Below are 20,559 nucleotides of genomic sequence, written 5' to 3' on the forward strand. Positions count from 1 at the left end.
GATACACGAATTTTTGGTGTCTATTCGTGCATTAGTGGCTGATTTTTGTCAGGGATACATGGATGTTTTTCACATCTAGTGTCCCTTTGCACTTAAATGTATATGCTGAGAGCCCGAAGTGCCAAAATAAGTACACAGTAGCAGCAAAATCGAAATACCCATCGGGGTGATTGCGTCCTTAGCTAGCCTGTTGTTCGCGCAGCTGTAAAATAAGCTCCATCTTGAAGTCGTTAAGGCTTTTTTCAAGCCCTACGGGGTAGCCGTGGGGGTTGGTAAAGCGCTTGATACCACTGTGAAACTGTGCCAACTGAGCTTGGGCATAGTCCCGAATTTCGGAGATGGTAGGGCTTTGGTAACAAAGTTGGCCTTGGCGCATCAGGGGCTGTAGCAGGTCTTGGTGTTGTACTTGTTGGGTAGCGATTTTTTTGCGGCGGGTAAAATCCATCGGATCTACGATGGTAACTTTTTCGGGCAGCGGGCGCTCTATGTCGTAAATCATATCGGCAATAGCCCCCTCTTCGTTTTGATAACGGCGTACTTGCAGGATGCCGGGGTTAGAGATTTTGATGACCTGCTCAGACAGTTTTACTTTGTATTGCCAAGGTTGTTGGGGTTTTCGGGTGGCGGCTATTTTATACACCCCTCCGAGGGCTGGTTGGTCAAAGGCAGTTACGAGCTTGGTACCAATGCCCCATACATTGATAGTTGCCCCTTGTAGCTTGAGACTTTGGATGATATGCTCGTCGAGGTCATTGCTGGCTACGATGGTGGCTTTTTCAAACCCAGCCTCATCGAGCAGGCGGCGCGCTTCGATACTGAGGTAGGCCAAGTCGCCCGAGTCGAGCCGGATACCAAGCATCTCATACCCGCGTTCGCGGAGTTTGCGGCCTGTTTCGATGGCATTTTTGACCCCCTCGAGGGTGTCGTAGGTGTCGACCAAAAACACACAGTTATTGGGTAAATACTGAGCGTAGGTATCAAAAGCCTCTACTTCGGTATCAAAAGACATTACCCAGCTGTGCGCGTGTGTGCCCCGTACTGGAATGCCGAATAGCTTGCCCGCCAATACGTTGGAGGTGGCTACACAGCCGCCAATATACGCCGCTCGGCTCGCCGCAATGCCTCCATCGATGCCCTGAGCACGACGCAGGCCAAATTCCAACACTGGCTCGCCTTTGGCTGCCAAGCAAATGCGGGCAGCCTTAGTGGCGATAAGGCTTTGGTAATTAATCATATTGAGTAGGGCCGTTTCGACAAGCTGACACTGGATAATAGGCCCGCGCACCCGCACGATGGGCGCTTGTGGGAAAACCACTGTGCCCTCGGGTACTGCGTCGATATCACAGCCAAACTCCATCTGGGCTAAATAATCCAAAAAAGCCTGTTCAAAAAGAGGGGTACCATCTGCGCCTTTGAGCTCGGCAAGGTAGGCGATGTCAGTAGTGTCAAATTTAAAATGCTTGAGGTAATCAATCACATAGGCCAAGCCACAGGCAATCGTAAACCCTCCTTGGAACGGATGTTTGCGAAAAAAAAGGTGGAATACTGCCTCGTCTTCGTGCTTTTGGGCTTTCCAATACCCGTAGGCCATCGTCAGCTGATAGAGGTCGGTAAGGAGGCTGAGCGAGCTTTTGTATAAGTCTTGGGTAATGTTCATCTTTGTGGGGTCTAGGGGTACAAATAAATTTGGAGCGATGTTCTTCTTTTGGTCTAAAGTATTGTTGTTGGTCTTCAACCCACTATTGTGGGGCTTGGCCTTGCTAGTATATGCTTTATATACGACAAATCAAAAGCGGCGTTTACAAATCCTGCGCTTGAGCTTGGCGGCGGCAGTGCTTTTGACCAATCCCGGCCTGCCGATGTGGTGTTTGCAGCGCTGGGAGGGAGAAGTTCCCCGCCTCCAAGACCTCGCCGAGCGCTACGAATACGGCATTGTGCTCACAGGTATAACGGTATACAAACAACCTGACGACCGGGTCTACTTCAGCCGTGGAGCCGACCGCCTCCTACACGCCCTTTGGCTCTACCGCCAGGGACGCATCCGGAAAATTCTCATCACCGGAGGTACTACCGATATCTTCGGCCAGAGCGTCCGGAGTGAGGCCGAGCGTTTGGCCGAAGTACTGGCCTTGGCTGAAGTACCACCAGCAGATATTCTGATAGAGCCTAATGCCCGCAATACCTACGAGAATGCGCAGCTGAGCGCTCAAATACTCCAAAAAGCCCAAGCCACCCAACAAACACACCTACTCATTACGTCGGCCTTTCACCTACCCCGCGCCACTGCTTGCTTTCGCAAAGCCGGACTTGATGTGATGCCCTTTGGGACTGATTTTTATACCCCCGACCGCCATACCGTTGGCGCTTTTGCCTACTGGGTTCCTTCGCTCAATGCTCCACAATTATGGCAGGTATTGCTCAAAGAATGGCTCGGCTTCGCAGTCTATCGAATGAGCGGGTATTTGTAGTTGACTCTAAAATGGACAAGCCATGTGTCTGTTCTGAATGTGCAGGAAAAGTCAGAGATTTTTCAGCTCATTGGGCGTGCGTAGATACTATCTCAACCCCCAATCGAATGGTGGTGATTTTTCTGAGTGGATGTGGGGTTGATGTGTGCTAAAAGGTGTATCCTGAGCTATCCAACAATGCTAGGCAGCAAGCTTTCCCTTGGCGCTGGCGGGCACATCCTCTATCTTTGCCTTGCGCTCAGGGTATAAATCAGCCCCCATTCGAGGTGGTCGACACTGCCTAGCTGGCCGCGCATGGCAAAACCCGCATTCCATTGTCGCCAGAAGCGATACTGCAATCCATAGCGTTGGTACCAGCGGCTGTCGACGGGCTGTGGTTTGTAGGGGTAGTAACCTACATGGATTTGTAGACTAAGGCGCGAATGTATGGGCATCCAGAGGCCGGGAGCAACGCCGATACGCAGTCGGGGAACACGCACCAACTCGTTGTCTTCGGTGCGCAGTTCGTCAAACATCTCGTGTGAAGAAACATCCAGCTGCCCACCCCCATAAAGCCAAGGCAAGATTGGGCGATAATGCGCCGCAAAACTGTGGTATACACGGTATTTGCGCCCACCGGTGGGATACTGTTCTACCCAGCCTAGGCTGGTGCCTAGCTGCCAAATGGGTTGTGATGCGTGCAGTTGGGCATTGTTTTGGGGTGGGGGGCTTTCGGCCCAATGGTAGGCTACTTTGGCCTGAAGACTCATCAGGTTAGTCCCCATATTGGGCAACTGCATCGCCCCGTTGGAGAAATGAAGCAGCTCTAGTTGTAGCCCCCCCTGCCAATGTGGAGCCAATCGAGCAAGCCAGGCCAGCTCGCCCTGCCAAGCGGCGTTGAGGTGGCTGCCAATCATATTGTTTTTGTGGTTGTGCAGGTGGTGGTAGGGTCTACTGACATAGGCCAGCCCCAAGCCCAACCGAAACACTAAGCGGTGATGGCGAGCTTGGTACAGCCGAAGCTCCCCTGAGGCGGTCAGGGCTAGGGCTTCGCCCAAATTGGGATGCTGAAAGTCAACATAATGCAGCGAAATCAAGCCGGGCGGGAGCGCTGGCAGGCTGTGGGAGGCTTGCAAGCTCCAACGCTGTACAGCATTGTTGCGTAAGTGTGGCGTAAAATCGTCTGCTTTGAGGATAGCTCCCAGCCCCACACCTAGCTCCAACCCTTTCCAAAACCGAGAAGGTTGTGCGCTGAGCGGAGTGATTAGTAGAAAAACAACAAGCAAAACATTGATTATCAGTACTTTATTTCTCATCCATCAGCAGAGGGTAACTTTTTACCACAGTAAGGGCAGAACGAAAACACAGGTGTTGATACAACTACTTCGGGTGTACTAGGGTTTGGAATAGACTTAAAGCCCTTGAACTCTGTAATGGCTACCCCAGTTTTGGCCTCATATTGGGCCACTGCTGTGCGCAGTTCTGTCAGCTCGCGCTCCAACTCTTGCTCACGGGTAAGATTATGCTCACTTGTATTTTTTTCGCGGCGTTGCTCGGCTAGTTTTTCTAGGTACGAAGCGCTCAAGATACTCGTAGGCAAGGCCACAATACCGATGCCCAGAAGCGCGATACAACCACTCAAAAACCGCCCCCAATTCGTAACCGGATACACATCCCCGTAGCCTACGGTAGTGAGGGTGGCTACCGTCCACCAAAAGGTAGCGCCCACGTTGGGAAATTGCTCGGGCTGTACATGGCTTTCGAGGTGATACATCAAAGTAGAAGCCACCAAGAGCAATATAAAGGTCAAGAAAATGGTGATTCCCAATTCGTCGCGTTTTTCGCGCACAATCTGACTAAACATAATCAACGAAGGAGAATACCGGTTGAGCTTGAAAATACGCAGCAGGCGTACCAAGCGCAGCACACGCAATACTCGTAGGTCGATATTGAAGAAGTAGGGCAGGTAAAAAGGCAAAATAGAAATCAAATCTACCAAACCCATAAACGAAAATATGTAGCGCAACCGTGCCACCACAAAATTAGCGTTGGGATACCGCAAATTGGCTGTCCAAAGATGTAGCAGGTATTCTAGGCTAAAAACCGAAACAGAAAACCATTCGAAATACCTGAAAAATATCTCATACATCTCCAATTCCTGAAAGGACTCCAAGATGATGACAATCAAATTGAGCATAATCAACCAGACAATCAGGTCGTCGAACCAGCGGCTGATACTCCTTCGCGACAAGGCCGGGTTGATGATATAAAAAGCCTGTGCCTGAGCAAGGTTGTGCCATTTGATCAAAAAACGCCACATGATGTTGTTTTAAATGTTGGGCTCTTCCATAAATTTGACGTAAATCCTTGGTGATAGATTTGCAAACCTATCACTAAGGAGGGTTTCGAGGGCTTGAGGGGCAAAATCACGGAAGAGCCAAATGTTGGTACTATTGTATAGTCGAAATTACACAAAAAAGCTCTTGTATGCAACCTTCACCCCTGATTGAGTAACCTGTGGCTCTGGGATTGCAAACAAGCTGAAGTCTGTTGTGCACCACTGGACACTTTTGGAAAAGTAGCTCGGAGCTCCAACTCCGAGACAAGCTGAGGCTTTATTTTGAAGCAAAACAAGACCTCGCCCGCAGGTTTAACTGTGGGGGGAGAGTTGAAAAATGTCTAGTGGTGTGCGCCTGGTGTATTTTGTGAATCCTCAAAACAAGTAAATCTTGGTATACATTTGCCCTCCAACTAAAAAATCAATACCTTGCGTGTTGTTCTGATGATATCTTGTATATGGCCGAAAATAGCTACCGCAATGCACCCAAGGGCAATGCCCAACGCCAAAACCGCCCTGTGAAAGCCGTCCGTTCGTTGTTTGATAATTTTATCAACCTCGACGCGATGATAGACCAAGGTTTGCCCACCCGCTACATTCCCCACTTGCTTTTTTTAGGGGTGTTGGGGATTATCTATGTAGGCAATACCCACCAAGCAGAGAAGATGGGCAGGCAACTCAACCAACTCGAACGTAAGGTCGAAACCCTACGCGCCGATTATACCACCAGCAAGATAGAGTTTCTACAGCGCAGCAAGCAATCCGAGATTATGGAGAGCGCCCAAGAGCTGGGCTTGGTGGAGAATGATGGCAAAACCTACCGCATTGTTTTAGAAAAATAACTTCTTATGGAAGCCAAAAAACTTATTCTTTTGCGCACACGAGTAGCTTTTTTGGGCGTAGTGGCGCTTTGTTTTGTCATCTTGGTTCGCTTGGTATATATCCAACTTATAGAGCGCCCCCGTTGGGAAAGCGCCGCCAGCGAAAATGGCCTCCAATACCGTACCATCAAGGCTACACGTGGGAATATCTATGCTAATGGCGGGCAGCTTTTGGCTACCTCGATGCCTTTGTTCAAAGTAGCTATAGACCCTGTCGTCATTCCGGCAGATGTCTATCAGCGCGATATTGACTCCCTGACGGTATTGCTGTCGCACTTTTTCAAAGACCTGACACCACGTGAGTATTTCCGCAAAATCAACAATGCCCGCGTAGCAGGCAAGCGTTATATCGTACTCAACAACGAGCCGGTCAATTTTAAGGATAAAAAGCGCCTAGAAGCTTGGCCGCTTTTCCGCGAAGGGCAGCGCCGGGGCGGGGTGATTTTCGAAAAAGTAGAACGCCGCTCCTACCCCTACGGCCAAACGGCGGCGCGTGTTATTGGCTATGTACAAGAAGACAGCGGGCGCGTAGGACTTGAATATAGCTTCGACCGCACCTTGGCCGGTATCAATGGTAATGCGCTCTACCAACGCGTTTCGGGCAGCGAGTGGAAGCCCGTCAGTGATTTTTCGCAGATGGTACCTACCGATGGGTATGACCTCTACACAACCCTAGATATTGATGTACAAGAAATCGCAGCTGAGGAGCTGAAAAAAGCGCTCGAAGAGCATCAGGCCGACTTTGGCTGTGTGATTGTGATGGAAGTAAAAACAGGCTACATCCGAGCAATGGCCAACTTTGGGCGCAACCTCGATGGTGATTATGTCGAAAACTACAACTATGCCGTTGGCGAACAAGGCAGCACCGACCCCGGCTCTACCTTCAAACTAGCTTCGGCCATTGCCTTGTTTGAAGATAACCCCATGCTGGAGTTGAGCGATACCATCGAAACCGGAGGTGGTACCTACAACTTTTACGGAGCCACGATGCGCGACGCACGCGCCGGCGGCTTTGGCCGGCTGACCATCCAGCAGGTCTTCGAACAATCATCCAACGTAGGGGTGTCCAAGCTCATCACCCGCCAGTTTGGGGAGCGCCCTGCCGACTTTGTCAATAAACTCTACGAAATGCAGTTGGGCGCTGCGCTCAATTTTCAGCTCAAAGGCGTGGCCAAGCCTTATATCAAAACCCCCGAAGACAAGACTTGGAGCGCCACCAGCTTGCCCTGGATGTCGGTAGGGTATGAGATGCGCCTCTCTCCCCTACACACCCTGACGCTCTACAATGCCATTGCCAACGGGGGGCGGATGATGCAGCCACAGATTGTGCGCGAAGTACGCCGCGCCACACAGCCTATCGAGCAGTTTGTGCCCGGTATCCTGAGTGAGCGCATCTGTAATGATACCACCCTCCAAAAAGTACAGACCATCCTCGAAGGCGTAGTACAGCGCGGTACAGCGCGGGCTATCCGCAGCAACCAATACCGCATTGCGGGCAAGACCGGTACTTCGCAAAAAATCGACCCCAAAACAGGGCGCTACTCTCCTACCAAGTATTATACCTCCTTTGCGGGCTACTTCCCCGCCGAAGCGCCCAAATACACCTGTATTGTGGTGATAGACAGCCCCCGAGGGTTCAAACAATATGGCGCTGACGTATCTGCTCCGGTATTCCGCAAGGTCGCCGACCGTCTCTATGTGCGCGACCTTGAAATGCAACAGTCTACCGAAGCGCTCTCACCCAAGCAGGCCTTCCAGACCAATATCCCCGCCGACCAAGTGGCCTATCAACAAGATGTCCGCTTTATTATGCGGGCGCTCAATATCCCCAGCGCCGTTACGGCTGAGTCGGAGTGGGTAGTGCCCATCGCCCAGCCGATGCAGGTTTCTTGGAAAGAGCGCAGCATCCAAGCCGACCGCGTGCCCAATGTCATTGGGATGTCGCTGCGCGATGCGCTCTACATCCTCGAAAACCGTGGTTTTAAGGTTTATTTTGAAGGCAGGGGCAAGGTCAAAACCCAGTCGCTGATGCCCGGCAGCGCGCTACCAAGCAATAAGCGTATAGTCTTGTCTTTGCAGTAAAATACGGATGGCTTCACAACAAGGGGGTCTGCGCTTTCGTTCGGTAATCATCAGTACTTTAAAGCAAGTCGTGGATATGAGACTGCGTGGTTTGAAAGTATTTACGAAATAGTTGGGCCACGCCACTGGATGTTTTTGGAAAAGAGGCCTCATTTTGGGGGTTAATTCACAAGATTTCCCAAACCAATTTTGGTTGGGTATAACTATGGGATTTGAAAAATAGCCAGTGGGGTGTGGTTGGGCAATATTTGGGCACAATAAATGCTCTTGGGGGTTGGCTTGTAGGCGGAGGTTTGTGTAATTTGCAACTCAATTACACCATACTGCCAACATATGAACACTCTCTCTGATTTAGCCCACAAAACCAATTTAGATACCCTGCTTCCGCTTATTGTCCAGCATCACCAGCTACATAGCCGCTGGCTCAATACCCTTTCTCTGATGGAAAATGTAGGGGCGCGCAAAATAGCTGCAGCCGAACACCCCCGCAATGTAGACCTGTTGATGCTCAAACACGCTGCCGAAGAAGCACGCCACGCTTATTATCTCAAAAAACAACTGAGTAAAATCCCTGAGGCAGACTGCCCCGATTATAGCGATGTTTATCTGTTGGCTCCTCGTGCGAGTTATCATTATCTCCACGCCTTAGACGTGGCCATCAGCCGCTACCTCAAAACAACACTGGCCTGCGCAGACTATCAGTTGCGCTATATGGCCTATTTGTTGGTTACTTATGCGATAGAGGTGCGTGCTGATGAGCTTTATCCTGCCTATCAGGAAGCGCTAAGCGCTGCTGGTAGTAAAGTCAATGTGAAGTCTATCATTGTCGAAGAAGAAGGTCATTTGGCCGAAATGCAAACACAAATGGAGGCTGTTTTGCCCAATTGGCAACAACACGCCAAAGCAGTAACTGATATCGAAGCGGGGTTGTACGAAAAATGGGTGGCTAATATCGCCCAAACAGTGCAAGCTACTCTCAATTAGCAGCATAACGGAGTTGGCTTTTGTGGCTCTTCCGTGATTTTGGCGCTCAAGTCCTCAACAAGCTCCTTAACGATAGGTTTGCAAACCTATCGCTAAGGATTTGCGCCAAATGTACAGAAGCACCGCTTTTGTGTATCCATTACACCAAAAACTCATCTCAAAATCCTTCAAGGGCTTGAAGTCTTTGAAGGATTGTGATTTGACACCATCTTTCCTTTGTTGCAAATACTCATAATGCGGGCTGGTTATTCTAAGTTGTTGAGCACTTCGTGGATGGCTTTTATTTCTGCTTGGATTTGAGTTACTAAGGCTTGGGCTTGGTCTGGTGTATAATTTTCCAACACCTCGATACTGCGCGCCAGTGTGGCTAGTTGCTCAAAACCTACGCTGACTCCAGTGCCGCTGAGTTTGTGTGCCAATGCTTTTACTTTGCCTTCTGGCTGGTTGGTATTGATGGCTTTTTGCAAGGCTGCCACTTGTTTTTCTAACAATCCTTGGCGCACCAACGCCAGTATTTCTTCGATATATACCTCTTGGTAGTTCATCCGTCGGCGAAGGTTCTCATAATCAAAGCGTTTGGCCTTGCCATCTTTTGGCGAGTGTTCGGTATTGTTGGTTGGTTGTTGATTTTGGGGTAGGGGCTGATACCACTGAGCCAGAACATCCTCTAGCTTCTTCAGCTCAAAAGGTTTGCTAAGGTATGCATCCATTCCAGCCTCAAAGCATTTTTCGCGTTCGTCTTGCCGTGTTCCGGCGGTCAGGGCTATGATAGGCGTTCGTGGTTTTTGGTGTTTCGTTTCCCAATCTCTAATGCTTTGGGCAGCCTCATAGCCGCTCATCTGCGGCATCTGTATGTCCATAAAGATTAGCCCCGGTGTTATTTTGCGTGTCATTTCTACGGCGGCCTTGCCATCGTGAGCTTCTATGATTTCAACTTTTGGCATCAAGGTTTTGAGCATACTGGCAGCCAAAAGCCTGTTAAAGGGGTTGTCATCTACAATAAGTGCCAGCATCTCCGAGGCTTTCCAGCCTGCGTTTGTTGGGTGGATATTATTGGTCGGCTGTTGGGCGTAGCATTGTACAATCGCCTCAAACAACTTCGAGGCTGTCAGTGGCTGGGCTTGGAGTGCGCTTATTTGCCATTGCTGACAAGCTTCTTGGATGGCCTGTGGGTCGGCTTCGCTATAGAGTAGCAAGATTGGCAACGCTACAGCACTGTGTTGGGATCGGATCTGAGAGGCTATTGTGATCCCGTCTGTCTGGTACAGGTGGTGCTGGATAATGACTAAGTCGTAATACCCTTTGGGTTGTTGATGGAGCACTTCGAAAGCCTTGGCAGCACTGGGGGTCCATACCGTTTCTAGGGACTTTGTGGCCAATATTTCTTCTAACAATTGTGCCTTTTGGGGCATTTCTTCTACAATCAATACCCTTTGGAGCGAGGGTAAGTTTGGCAGGAAGCCACTGTCTTGGGAGTGCGCATATAGTGTAAGGTTAAAATAAAAGCAGCTGCCTTGGTTGGGAGTGCTCTCTAGCTCTAGTGTTGTGTTTAGCAGTGCCAAAATTTTATTACAGATAGCCAACCCTAGTCCTGTGCCGCCATATTTTCGGGTTGTAGAGCTATCCTCTTGGGCAAAAGCGTCAAAAATTTTGCTTTGTTTATCAGGGGCAATGCCGATACCGGTGTCCCTCACGGCAAAGACTACCGTTACTTGTTCGGATGTGGGGGTATATGATTTGCCTAAGCTGACGTTGAGCTCTATTTGTCCTTTTTCGGTAAACTTGACGGCATTGCTGAGCAAATTCATCAATACTTGTTGTAAACGAAGCACATCTATCCAAACATACCGTGGTACCTCTGGACTGATATTGAGCAACAAATCAAGTCCCTTTTCTTGAGTTTTGAAGCGCAACATATCAGTGAGTTGTTTTAGCAAGCTCCAAAGGTCGGTGCTTTCGTGATGGAGCTCCATTTTACCTGCCTCTATCTTAGAGAAGTCCAAGATGTCGTTGATAAGGTCTAGCAAAGTATTGCCGGAGTGGTGTACGGCTTGTAGGTACTGTTGTTGTGTGGCATCGAGCTGGGTTTTGGTGAGCAGCTCCGAAAAACCGATAATGCTATTGAGCGGTGTACGGATTTCGTGGCTCATATTGGCCAGAAACGCTGACTTGGCTTGGCTGGCTCTCACAGCTTCTTCGCGTGCTTGTTCTAGCTCTTGTTGGTAGGCTTTTTCGAGGCTGATGTCCGTGATAAAGCCATCGACCCGTATGACTTGTCCCTGTGGGTTATAAATCATTCTGCCTTTATGGCTTACCCACTTGATTTTTCTTGTTTGGGCAGTAATAATCCGATATTCTACCTGATAGCTTCCCTCGGTTTCGATTTGTGTGGCAATTTGGCTTTTTATACCAAGGTCTTCGGGGTGTATTACTTGTTCCCATAGGCTGCCGTCCTGATACCAAGCCCCTACTGGTATTTCATAAAACTCTTCTACAGAGGGTGTAACGAACAACAACTTGTACTCCGGCCACTCCATGGCCCAGAGCACATCGGCCATATTGTTAAAAATACTTTCGAGTTGTTGTTGGGTTTCTTGCAGGGCTATCTCTGCGAGTTTCTGACGGTGTATGTCTTGGAACGTTCCATACAGTCGGACACAACGTCCATTTTCGACAATAGTATTGCCGATACCGCGGGTCCATCGGTGCTCTCCGGAGGCTGTAACAATCTGTAGCTCAAGGTCATAATTTCCGCCTTGGCTGATGACTTGATCTACGGCGGCTTTGAGTTTGGCTCGGCTCTCAGGGTCATAAAACGCACGTGCGCTGGCCACAGTCAGGGGGAAATCGTAGGGCAGCTCGTGAATATCGTATACGGTCTCAGTCCAAACAAGCTTGTCCGTTGTTACCTCATAAATCCATCCCCCTACCTTGGCTACTTGATTGGTTTGGAGCAAGAAGTCCTTGGTGCTTCTCAGTTCGGCTTCGAGGTTTTTCTGTTCGGTGATATCCGTCATCGTGCCAAACCAATAGTACTGTCCATCATCTCCTCTAAATACCCTAGATTGTAGCCTGACCCACCTGAGCACTCCTTTGGCAACCACACGCAGCTCGGTACTGAGGTTAGTCCGATTCGCCAACGCTTGGATATTGAGCTCCACAAAGTTGTCGTAGTCTTCTGGGTGAATGGGTTTGATAGCCAAGCTGCTGTCAGCATATACCTCTTCGGCTACTAGGCCCAACATTTCGCACCAGACAGGGCTGACATACACAAACTGATTGTCTTCCCTCAGCTGATAAATACCAATGTTGATAGAGGCAATCAGTCGGCTGTATTTTTCTTTATTTTCCCGAAGTGCTTCATTGGTTTCGGTAAGTATTTTCTGTGTTTGGAGGAGTTGATCTTCAGCCGATTTGCGTTCGGTAATGTCTGTAGCGACAATGATGGCCTTGGCTGGTAGCCCTTTGGAAGTATAAATCACACTCACACGGCACTCTACCCAGATGTAGTGCCCTGCGCGATGTTGTACCCGGCAGGTATAGTCGAAATGTGAACGAAATGCTTTTAGCTGTGCTTCGGCATACTGTACAACTGCGTGGCTGTCGTCGGGGTGCAAGATGGCGTAGAGGTCTTCTCGTATTTGGAACTGACTACTCCCAACTGTGGGGTAACCCAAGATGCGTTCATACGCAGGAGAAAGGTATACCAATGTCCCTTTTTCAAAAACAAGGATGGCATCAGAAGTTTGCTCGGCAATGAACCGAAACATCTCTTCACTCTTGAGCAGGGCCTGCTCGGCAGCTTTGCGTTGGGTAATGTTTTTGACATTGGCAAAATAATAAAGTACCTGCCCGTGATCGTCTTTGAGCACCCCTGGTGTTATCAACACCGGAAAGTACGTCCCCTCTTTATGTTTTATTTGTTGTTCGATACTATATTGAGGCGCTTCGATACTTGCTAGATATATCCTCATAATCTCCTCTGTATTATCCTCCTTCCAGTAGCAGTATGGTGGCTCAGGCGCTTGGGCTAGAATTTCTTCTTTGCTGAAGCCGGTCATTTGGCAAAAAGCCTCATTGACATCGCGGTGATACCCTTGTGCGTCTACAATCACCATCCCGTCAGCCATACTGGCTAAGATTTGTTTGGAGAAGAGCTGCTTTTGCCGAATCAGCTCTTTATCTTGCTCTTGCTGAGTTACATCTTGTACAATACCGACGAGGCGTTCTACTTTTTGGTCTTGGCCGTTGAGAGGTCTTCCCGATACCCTGAGCATTCGCAAATTACCTTTAGCTGTAAAGAATCGCGCTAGGAGCTCAAAAGGTTCTCCCGTTTTGGCTGTTTGTTGGATGGCTGCTTCGACACGGCCTTGGTCGTCGGGGTGATAGAACGAGACCCCATTGTTGAGGTTATGGTCAAAGTCTTTGTCTACTTCGTGAATGGCGTAGACCTGGTCTGTCCAGAAAGTTTTGCCGGTATCGAGATCCAGCACCCAGCCTCCTACTTGTGCGATTGCTTGGGCTTCGTTGAGCACTCCGGTGAGCACGCGCAACTCAGCCTGAGCCTTGACCTTAGGGGTGATGTCTACGCCTACCAATAGTATTCCGTTAGCATTTCCATCAGGAGTACGCAAAGCCTTGAGCTCCCAGTTGGAGGTGTGAAACACTTGGGTATTTCGTGCTTTTTGGCGCAGCCTGCCATTGAAGGTTTGGTTGGGGTTGGCCAAGGCTTGGTCAATCAAGGCTTGCCCTTGCGGGCGGTCTTCAGGCAACAAAAGCGATATGATGGGTTTCCCTATAATTTCTTCGGGCAAATAGTCGAAATCTTGGCAATAATGTTGATTGACATAATAACAAAGCCCTGCTTCATCGGCTTTGAGTATATAAATCAGACTGCTGTCGAGTAACTTAGGGAGGCATTCTTGCTCATCATGTTGGTATTGTGGGGTTTCTACAACGCAGCTCAACAATACACGCTGTGTGTTGGGAAGGACACCACCTTTGCAGCGAAAGGTGAGATAATGGCCTTTTTGGTGCTTGAAAGAGACCCGCAAATCCATCACATAGTGTTGAGGGGCGGCACGACAAGCCTCCCAAGCCTCTTGGCATTGTTGGCGATGGTTTCTTTCCTGTAACTGTGGCCAGATTGGTTTGGATGTATCATCTACATACCCCAAACTTTCCCAAAAACTAGGCGTGAAATAAACTCCCTCGAAATTCCCCAAATCCCAATACCACCAAGCATCACACGCTGCATGATGGAGCATGTACGAAACCCAAGGAGAATGCTGCTCAGCCTCAGCCAGCTCCTGTGCCAAATACTCAAACTTTTGAGGGGCATTCATATCTCTCTAAGACAAACTACAGCCTAAATAGAAAATCTGTGATAAAGCGCTTTGCGCCTTTTGATTGTCTAATAACACCTCAACAAAGCCACGCGCAGAAAACCCATACCACTAACAAAACTACGAAACTTGCTCATGCCATACAATACCTATTTACTGCTAAATCGCAATAAAGTTGCCAATTAAACGATTAATACCCCATTTGCTTGCGTACCAGCATAAAAAAAACGAATTTTGAATTGTTTACGTCTTTGCGTGAACTTTGTAATCCAAATTAATAGATTTAGCACAAACACCCCGCGCTCGATGAACGCGGGGTGTTTTTTAGGGTAATGATACATTGGTGAAAAACTATAAGAAATCCCTCTTAATTATGGCCGAGGTTTTGTTTCAAATTAGGGTTTGCGTTTGTTTCCCGTAAAGGAATTGGAAGCACCAAACGATTATCATTCCACAAGAATGTACCTGTTACTCCTTGCAGACGTTTAATGTCGTGAATGCGTACGCCTTCAAACGCTAACTCTAAACGACGCTCTAACAAAATATTGTCTAATGTAACACTTAATAGAGAAGCTAATCCAGCACGGTTTCGTATTCTATTTAAATCTTCTAAGGGAGTAGCGCCAGAGCCAGTGCCTAAACGAAAGTTAGCCTCAGCCCTAATAAGGTACATCTCAGCTAATCGCATAATCACGTAGTTTTTCCGAGGGTCTCTCCATTTGCCAGAAGTAATATTCCCAAACTGATCTCCCACTATATCAAATCTATGAGTCTACGATTAGCGCGCTCGTACAAATTAAGATGCTCAGCTAATATGTCTATACCACCTCTGCCAACTCCCTGTTGATTGGAGTAAAAAGTAGCTAAACCTGCATTATTTTGTGCATTTTGCTGAATTTCAAAAATACTCTCTCTAGTATTGTCTTCATCAAACGCCTGTGTTACGGTTTGATTAAGGCTATAATTGCCGCTGGAGATAACCCTATTTGATTCATTTAATGCTTCTGCAAAATTACCTTGCTGGAAATCAGACTAAACGCACTATAAAGCAATCATTTTAGCAAGCATTTTTAGGCAATATTCAGGCTCCCAAATCATTTTTTTGACAATTCTCTTCTTGCTTATCTTTTTGGGTTCTTGGCTTTGTGCGACATTGAGCAATATTTTTCTCAAGAGAGATAGATTCTGTGCAGAAAAGTCTTTCCGATTTCTTTTGCTATCTTCTTTTTAAGGCTCACATCAAGCTGCCAGTGGAGCTGATTTTCTATACTCCAATGCCCTCTGGCAAGGGCTGCGGCTTGTATAGCGCTTAGCTTTTCTATGCTTGAGATGTAATAGCGGGTATATGCTCCTTGCCGCTGATGCTGGGTTTTGATACGCACCACACTTTTCAAAGAAGGCCGTTGTGCCACATTTTCTATCCACTTGAGTTGGTGGCTTACTGCTATCTCCCCGTGAAATACTGCACAAATACTCAGCAAGAGAATATCCAATAAAGGATGGGCAAAGTTCTTGTTTTGATGGCAGAATTTAGAAATCTATTACAAATATTTCATTATTCACTATATATTTTTTTACTTCAAAATAATAAAAATTACAGTGCGTTTAGTCTAGCTTATCAATCAAATATATCACAAAGTATTGCAGCAAGTTTGTTGTCTTCTATCAAAAAAGGAGCTCTCTGAAAAATCAGACAGCCCCTTTTTTATTTCTAACAAAGCTAAAGCCTACAAGTAACCGGGATTAGGCGTAAGCAATGGGTTTACTTCCAACTGCGTAAGCGGAATAGGCCAACGAGTACGGAATCCTTGCCCCGCAGGGAACAAGCCTTCTGCTAAGCCATAACGAAGCAAATCTGAGTAGCGATGTCCTTCGCCTACAAACTCGAAGCGGCGCTGATTCAAAATCTCAGTAAGCGCTTCTGCATTGGTAGCGGGGTTGGCATTAGCTAATCCTGCACGGTTACGCACCACATTGATGTCGCCTAATACATTAGCAGAGGGAGCCGTCAAAGGATTACCCAAACGTGCATTGGCCTCTGCGCGAATCAAAAACATTTCGGCAAGACGAATCATAGTTACATAGTCATCACTTGAGGAGGTGCGGAAATACTTTACCAAAGAAAGACGACCACTAATTACGCGAGCGCTCACAGCAAAGCGCAAATCTCCATTTAATCCTGATGTTTGAAAAGCATTGAAAAAGGCGGTACGATAGTAAAACTTCTGCCCTCCAGTTGTAGGATCCGAGGCAATGGCCAAGCCATTTTGGTCGTTCAAGCTGAAGTGGAGCGTCCAGATAGTTTCGTTTGTTACAGAATTAAGGAAAATCGCATTAAAAGCCGTGGTAAGTCCTGAACCAGCAATGGCCTGTGTGGCTTTGGCAGCAGCTTGTACATTATCTCCTCTTTGCAAATATACCCTTGCCAGCAGAGCAGTAGCAGCTCTTGCCGTAGCACGAAACTGCCGCTGAGCCGCAGGATTGAGATTTGTAAGATTTGCCTCAGCAAAAATCAAATCCTCAATAATGTAATTATAAACATCATTCTCTGAAGAACGTGCTACATTCGAGATTTCAGCTGTAGCCTTAGTAGCTCTAGGCTGAATAGGTACAGGCCCGAAGAGCTTTACTAAGTCGAAATAGCATAATGCACGTACAAAACGCGCCTCAGCAATATAATGATTGCGCGTAGCTGCTGTCAAGGTTACATTATCAATACGCTCTATCAAAGTATTGGCGCGATTTATGGTTGCATAGATGCTTGCCCAGGTATTGGCGATTTGCAAATTAGAGGCTTGAATCTGTCGAGCACTTACTTGTTGGTCGGTGGTAAAGGTACCTGAATGTGCTAAATTATCAGCATATACATCTTGATAAAGTAAGAAACGAAGACCATAATAATTGCCTGATTGCAAGCCATCATATATACCAGCCACAGAGCGAGCCACTGAAATTGAATCTGTTACAGCTGTTTCGGCATCAATAGAATTGGTAGGCTCTACATCCAGGGTATTGCAAGCATTGATCAAAGCCAATGCTGTGCAAAGAGTGAGGTATCGAAATATTTTTTTCATGAGTATCTCTGTTCTAAGTTTAGAATCCGATATTAAGCCCGAAAGTAATGGTACGAGGCTGTGGGAAGGTGTAGAAATCCACTCCCAAGGTAGTATTAGACGTACCTGCAAAGTTTACTTCAGGGTCGAAGCCCGGATAGTTGGTAAAGGTAAATAAGTTTTGAGCTTGCACATACACACGGGCAGAACGCAAAGAAACGCGATCAATCAATCTCTTTGGCAATGTATAACCAAAAATCACGTTTTTGAATCGTAAGAAAGAGCCATCTCTGATAAAACGAGTCGTACTAGAACGATTGTTTTGATTTACTGATACATCAGTAGTAGCACGAGGCACTGCCGTGATGTCTCCTTCTTGTCGCCAGCGATTCAATACAGCATCTACTTGATTATCGTCAAAGAAGTTGGCGAATAGTCCTTGTTGAAAACTTCCTGCTGCATTCCAGATATCGTTTCCATAAGAAAACTGCATGAAGATGTTCAGATCAAAACCTTTGTAGCGGAAAGTATTATTAAAACCTCCTACAAACAAAGGTTGTGCACTGCCGATGATGGTCAGGTCAGCATCGTTGATAATGCCATCGCCATTGATATCGCGATAGTTCATATCCCCTCCCTGAATCCCCAAGGCCTGAAGTGATTGCGGCACATCTTCTGTACGCGCATATACACCATCAGCAATAAAACCGTAGAAAGTACCAATAGGTTGCCCTTCACGCAATACCAAAGAGTTGCCTCCAAAACCATAGAATACATCTTGGCCTTCAAAGAGCTCTAATACCTTATTGCGATTGAAAGACATGTTTAAATCGGAAGTCCAGCTAAACTCATCACGACCACCTTGTACATTTACTGTAGTCAAAGTAAACTCAAAACCACGATTTTCCACAGAACCAATATTGGTGAAGAAACTGCCAAAGCCATTTTGGGTAGCAATCGGACGAGAGAAAAGCAGGTCTCTGGTAGTTTTCACGTAATAATCCGCAGAGAGTGTTACACGATTATTGAAAAAGCCAATATCCAAACCAATATCTGTTTGGGTGGTTTCTTCCCATTTCAAATTAGGATCTCCAATTTGTGTAGGAGCAATACCAGCAGCATTAAAGTAATTAGCTCCACCATAGAAATTGCGTGAAGCGAAGTTCCCAATTTCTTGATTTCCTGTAATTCCCCAGCTGGCACGAACTTTCAAATCGCTAATGGTATTTTTCAGGCCTCCAAAAAATTCTTCTTCAGAAATACGCCACCCGGCAGAGAGGGCAGGGAAATAGCCCCAGCGATTATTTACCCCAAAGCGAGAAGAAGCATCTGCACGGAAATTCACAGATAACAAATATTTGCCATATAAGGCATAATTGGCACGGCCAAAGAAGGAAGTAAGTCCCCAATAAGTTTCAAAATTAGAACCTTGATTTACAGTAGCTGCAGCAGATATAAATCGAAAACGCTCTCCGGGAAAACCAATACCCCTAACAGATGCCTGATTGATGATATTGTACTCTTGGTTGAAACCAGCCAAAAGTGTCAGATTGTGTTGCTCAGCCAAGGGTACACGATAATCTATTGTTGCTTCTGTAAGCCACTTCAACACATTAGAGTAATTGTTTTGACCAGAGCCACCCTCTTGAGTAGAAGAACTGCCGGGGTAGTTGTCAGGAGTATAACGACGCTCCGAAAAGCTCAGTTGGTCTATTCCCACTCTTCCATTGATATTTAAGTTGTCTGTGAGAGCGTACTTGGCATAAGCATTGGCCACAGCACGCAAGCTGACATTTATATCATCGTTTTCTGTGCCTTCAGCTACCGGATTGCTATAAAAGAACTGCGGACGGGTATAACGTCCTCGTGCATCACGTACAGGCCACAAAGGAGAGGCTGCTAATGCATTGGCAAAGGGGCCGTTCAAGGTGTTATCACTTACAATACGATTGTTTACAGCACGGCTTAGTTGCACGCTGGTACCAATGGTAAAGCGGTTGTTTACATTATGGTCAAGGTTGAGGCGAGTGGATAGCCTTTGATAACGGCTATTGATTACCAAGCCTTGCTGATCAAAATAATTGGCAGACAGATAGTACTTTGTTTTATCATTCCCTCCAGAGCTAGAAAGCTCGTAATTTTGGATAGAAGCGGTTCGTAGTACTTCGTCCAACCAATTGGTATTTACAGTATTCTCAAAAGGAAGGCCTCCGTAAAAGAAATCTATGAAATCATCCCCTGTAGAACCTGCAGGTAAGAAACCATCATTCACCAATGCTTCTGTGGCCACTTCTAAGTATTGTGTGCGGTCCAAGAATTTTGGCTTGCGCCAAGCCTGTTGAAAACCTGCGTATGTATTAAAGTTGAACTGGGTTTTTCCTGTTTTTCCACGCTTGGTCGTAATCAATACAACTCCATTGGCAGCACGCGAGCCGTATATGGCAGCAGCAGAAGCATCTTTCAATACCTCAATAGACTCAATGTCATTAGGGTTAATGTCTGTAAGCGCATTGATGCTTTGCCCTCCAAAACCCAACTGGGAAAAGTCGCCCGTAGTAAGCGGCACGCCGTCTATTACATAAAGAGGCTGATTGCTGGCAGAGATAGAGCTTGAACCACGCACACGCACCGTAACCCCCCCACCGGGTGTACCGGAGTTTGTGGTAATCTGCACACCTGCTGCGCGACCCTGTAGCGCTTGGTCAATACCTGCTACGGGCAAATCTTGTAGTGTTTCGGAAGTTACCTTGGAAACAGAGCTGGTAAGCTCAGCACGGTTTTGTGTCCCATATCCTACTACAACCACCTCACCAAGTTGGCGGGTATCTGATTGCATGGTGGGATTGATGATGGTTTGGCTGCCCACAGCAATCTCTTGTGTCGTCAGGCCAACACCTCGAAAAATAAGAATACCACCTTCAGGAACATTGATGGCATAACGACCATTGATATCAGTGGCAGAGCCTTGGGTAGTCCCTTTGACCACCACCGTTACACCGGGCAATGGTTCGCCGTTTTCGTCGACAACAGTGTCGGTTACCACTCGACCTTGCGCCCAAAGCGACACACTTAGGCACAATGTGAGTAATAGTGTACAGTAAAACAGTAGATGTTTACGCATACAGTCATTTGTTTAAATAAGTGATAATAATAATAATAAATATGTGGTACAACCAAAAATAGCTTCCTTATGGGGCGATTATCTGGTTGTGTAATGCATCTAAGTTGTGCTTACTCTACCACCTTCATGTTTCAAAGGTAGAAGACTAAAATCGAATTAGCAAACAAAAATTTGATTTTGATACAAAAACATACTACTTGTACTAAAAAAATCACAAATGCAGTGTTTTGTTCTAATTCAAGCTTGTTAAAGTATAAAAAGCCGAATAATCATCTGATTTTCTGCTATATCCTTGTTATTGACACACG

At 47.0% G+C, this 20,559-nt stretch carries 12 protein-coding genes; 4 read left to right on the plus strand and 8 right to left on the minus strand.

Annotation, left to right across the window (positions count from 1 at the left end; all coding sequences use genetic code 11):
* Positions 1–178: 178 nt before the first annotated feature.
* Entirely contained in the window at positions 179–1,657 is a 1,479-nt protein-coding gene (locus tag G499_RS0107100) for a nicotinate phosphoribosyltransferase (RefSeq protein WP_026999372.1), read from the minus strand.
* A 37-nt stretch (positions 1,658–1,694) separates the two neighbouring features.
* Between G499_RS0107100 and G499_RS0107105 the strand changes: the two genes are divergently transcribed.
* Positions 1,695–2,468: a YdcF family protein gene (locus G499_RS0107105; protein ID WP_026999373.1), complete on the plus strand. Its 774-nt coding sequence runs from the start codon at positions 1,695–1,697 to the stop codon at positions 2,466–2,468.
* Between the two features lie 221 nt (positions 2,469–2,689).
* Here G499_RS0107105 and G499_RS0107110 read toward each other — a convergent pair whose 3' ends face one another.
* Positions 2,690–3,763, minus strand: a complete 1,074-nt coding sequence (locus G499_RS0107110) for an acyloxyacyl hydrolase (RefSeq protein ID WP_026999374.1) — start codon at positions 3,761–3,763, stop codon at positions 2,690–2,692.
* Positions 3,760–4,767 (minus strand): ion transporter, encoded by a 1,008-nt coding sequence (locus tag G499_RS19035; protein ID WP_081413682.1) that lies wholly within the window; start codon positions 4,765–4,767, stop codon positions 3,760–3,762. The genes G499_RS0107110 and G499_RS19035 overlap by 4 nt, the downstream gene beginning before the upstream one ends.
* A gap of 476 nt (positions 4,768–5,243) precedes the next feature.
* On the opposite strand from G499_RS19035, the gene G499_RS0107120 reads away from it, so the two are divergent.
* The 3 genes from G499_RS0107120 to G499_RS0107130 all read left to right on the plus strand — a co-directional run bounded on the left by G499_RS0107120 (position 5,244) and on the right by G499_RS0107130 (position 8,732).
* Positions 5,244–5,627: an FtsL-like putative cell division protein gene (locus G499_RS0107120; RefSeq protein WP_026999375.1), complete on the plus strand. Its 384-nt coding sequence runs from the start codon at positions 5,244–5,246 to the stop codon at positions 5,625–5,627.
* Between the two features lie 6 nt (positions 5,628–5,633).
* Positions 5,634–7,748 (plus strand): penicillin-binding protein, encoded by a 2,115-nt coding sequence (locus G499_RS0107125; RefSeq protein WP_026999376.1) that lies wholly within the window; start codon positions 5,634–5,636, stop codon positions 7,746–7,748.
* Positions 7,749–8,081: 333 nt separating this feature from the next.
* Positions 8,082–8,732 (plus strand): hypothetical protein, encoded by a 651-nt coding sequence (locus G499_RS0107130; protein ID WP_026999377.1) that lies wholly within the window; start codon positions 8,082–8,084, stop codon positions 8,730–8,732.
* A gap of 245 nt (positions 8,733–8,977) precedes the next feature.
* Here G499_RS0107130 and G499_RS0107135 read toward each other — a convergent pair whose 3' ends face one another.
* The 5 genes from G499_RS0107135 to G499_RS0107160 all read right to left on the minus strand — a co-directional run bounded on the left by G499_RS0107135 (position 8,978) and on the right by G499_RS0107160 (position 20,251).
* The gene (locus G499_RS0107135) at positions 8,978–14,077 is read right to left on the minus strand and encodes a PAS domain S-box protein (protein WP_026999378.1); all 5,100 of its coding nucleotides are present in this window, start codon (positions 14,075–14,077) and stop codon (positions 8,978–8,980) included.
* Positions 14,078–14,444: 367 nt separating this feature from the next.
* Positions 14,445–14,831 carry a RagB/SusD family nutrient uptake outer membrane protein gene (locus tag G499_RS20985; RefSeq protein WP_342663924.1) on the minus strand — a complete coding sequence of 129 codons (387 nt, stop codon included), beginning with the start codon at positions 14,829–14,831 and terminating at the stop codon, positions 14,445–14,447.
* A gap of 415 nt (positions 14,832–15,246) precedes the next feature.
* The gene (locus G499_RS22500; protein WP_026999380.1) at positions 15,247–15,570 is read right to left on the minus strand and encodes a hypothetical protein; all 324 of its coding nucleotides are present in this window, start codon (positions 15,568–15,570) and stop codon (positions 15,247–15,249) included.
* Positions 15,571–15,804: 234 nt separating this feature from the next.
* A complete protein-coding gene (locus G499_RS0107155; protein WP_026999381.1) occupies positions 15,805–17,151 on the minus strand; it encodes a RagB/SusD family nutrient uptake outer membrane protein in 1,347 nt (448 codons plus the stop codon).
* A 19-nt stretch (positions 17,152–17,170) separates the two neighbouring features.
* A complete protein-coding gene (locus G499_RS0107160; protein ID WP_026999382.1) occupies positions 17,171–20,251 on the minus strand; it encodes a SusC/RagA family TonB-linked outer membrane protein in 3,081 nt (1,026 codons plus the stop codon).
* Between the last annotated feature and the right edge of the window lie 308 nt (positions 20,252–20,559).

This window comes from Eisenibacter elegans DSM 3317, assembly GCF_000430505.1.
Taxonomy (GTDB): Bacteria; Bacteroidota; Bacteroidia; order Cytophagales; family Microscillaceae; genus Eisenibacter; species Eisenibacter elegans.

What these genes read in the sequence shown, in the direction of transcription:
- G499_RS0107100 (WP_026999372.1), bottom strand. Translation starts at nt 1,657, where the DNA reads ATGAACATTACCCAAGACTTATACAAAAGCTCGCTCAGCCTCCTTACC.
- G499_RS0107105 (WP_026999373.1), top strand. Translation starts at nt 1,695, where the DNA reads ATGTTCTTCTTTTGGTCTAAAGTATTGTTGTTGGTCTTCAACCCACTA.
- G499_RS0107110 (WP_026999374.1), bottom strand. Translation starts at nt 3,763, where the DNA reads ATGAGAAATAAAGTACTGATAATCAATGTTTTGCTTGTTGTTTTTCTA.
- G499_RS19035 (WP_081413682.1), bottom strand. Translation starts at nt 4,767, where the DNA reads ATGTGGCGTTTTTTGATCAAATGGCACAACCTTGCTCAGGCACAGGCT.
- G499_RS0107120 (WP_026999375.1), top strand. Translation starts at nt 5,244, where the DNA reads ATGGCCGAAAATAGCTACCGCAATGCACCCAAGGGCAATGCCCAACGC.
- G499_RS0107125 (WP_026999376.1), top strand. Translation starts at nt 5,634, where the DNA reads ATGGAAGCCAAAAAACTTATTCTTTTGCGCACACGAGTAGCTTTTTTG.
- G499_RS0107130 (WP_026999377.1), top strand. Translation starts at nt 8,082, where the DNA reads ATGAACACTCTCTCTGATTTAGCCCACAAAACCAATTTAGATACCCTG.
- G499_RS0107135 (WP_026999378.1), bottom strand. Translation starts at nt 14,077, where the DNA reads ATGAATGCCCCTCAAAAGTTTGAGTATTTGGCACAGGAGCTGGCTGAG.
- G499_RS0107155 (WP_026999381.1), bottom strand. Translation starts at nt 17,151, where the DNA reads ATGAAAAAAATATTTCGATACCTCACTCTTTGCACAGCATTGGCTTTG.
- G499_RS0107160 (WP_026999382.1), bottom strand. Translation starts at nt 20,251, where the DNA reads ATGCGTAAACATCTACTGTTTTACTGTACACTATTACTCACATTGTGC.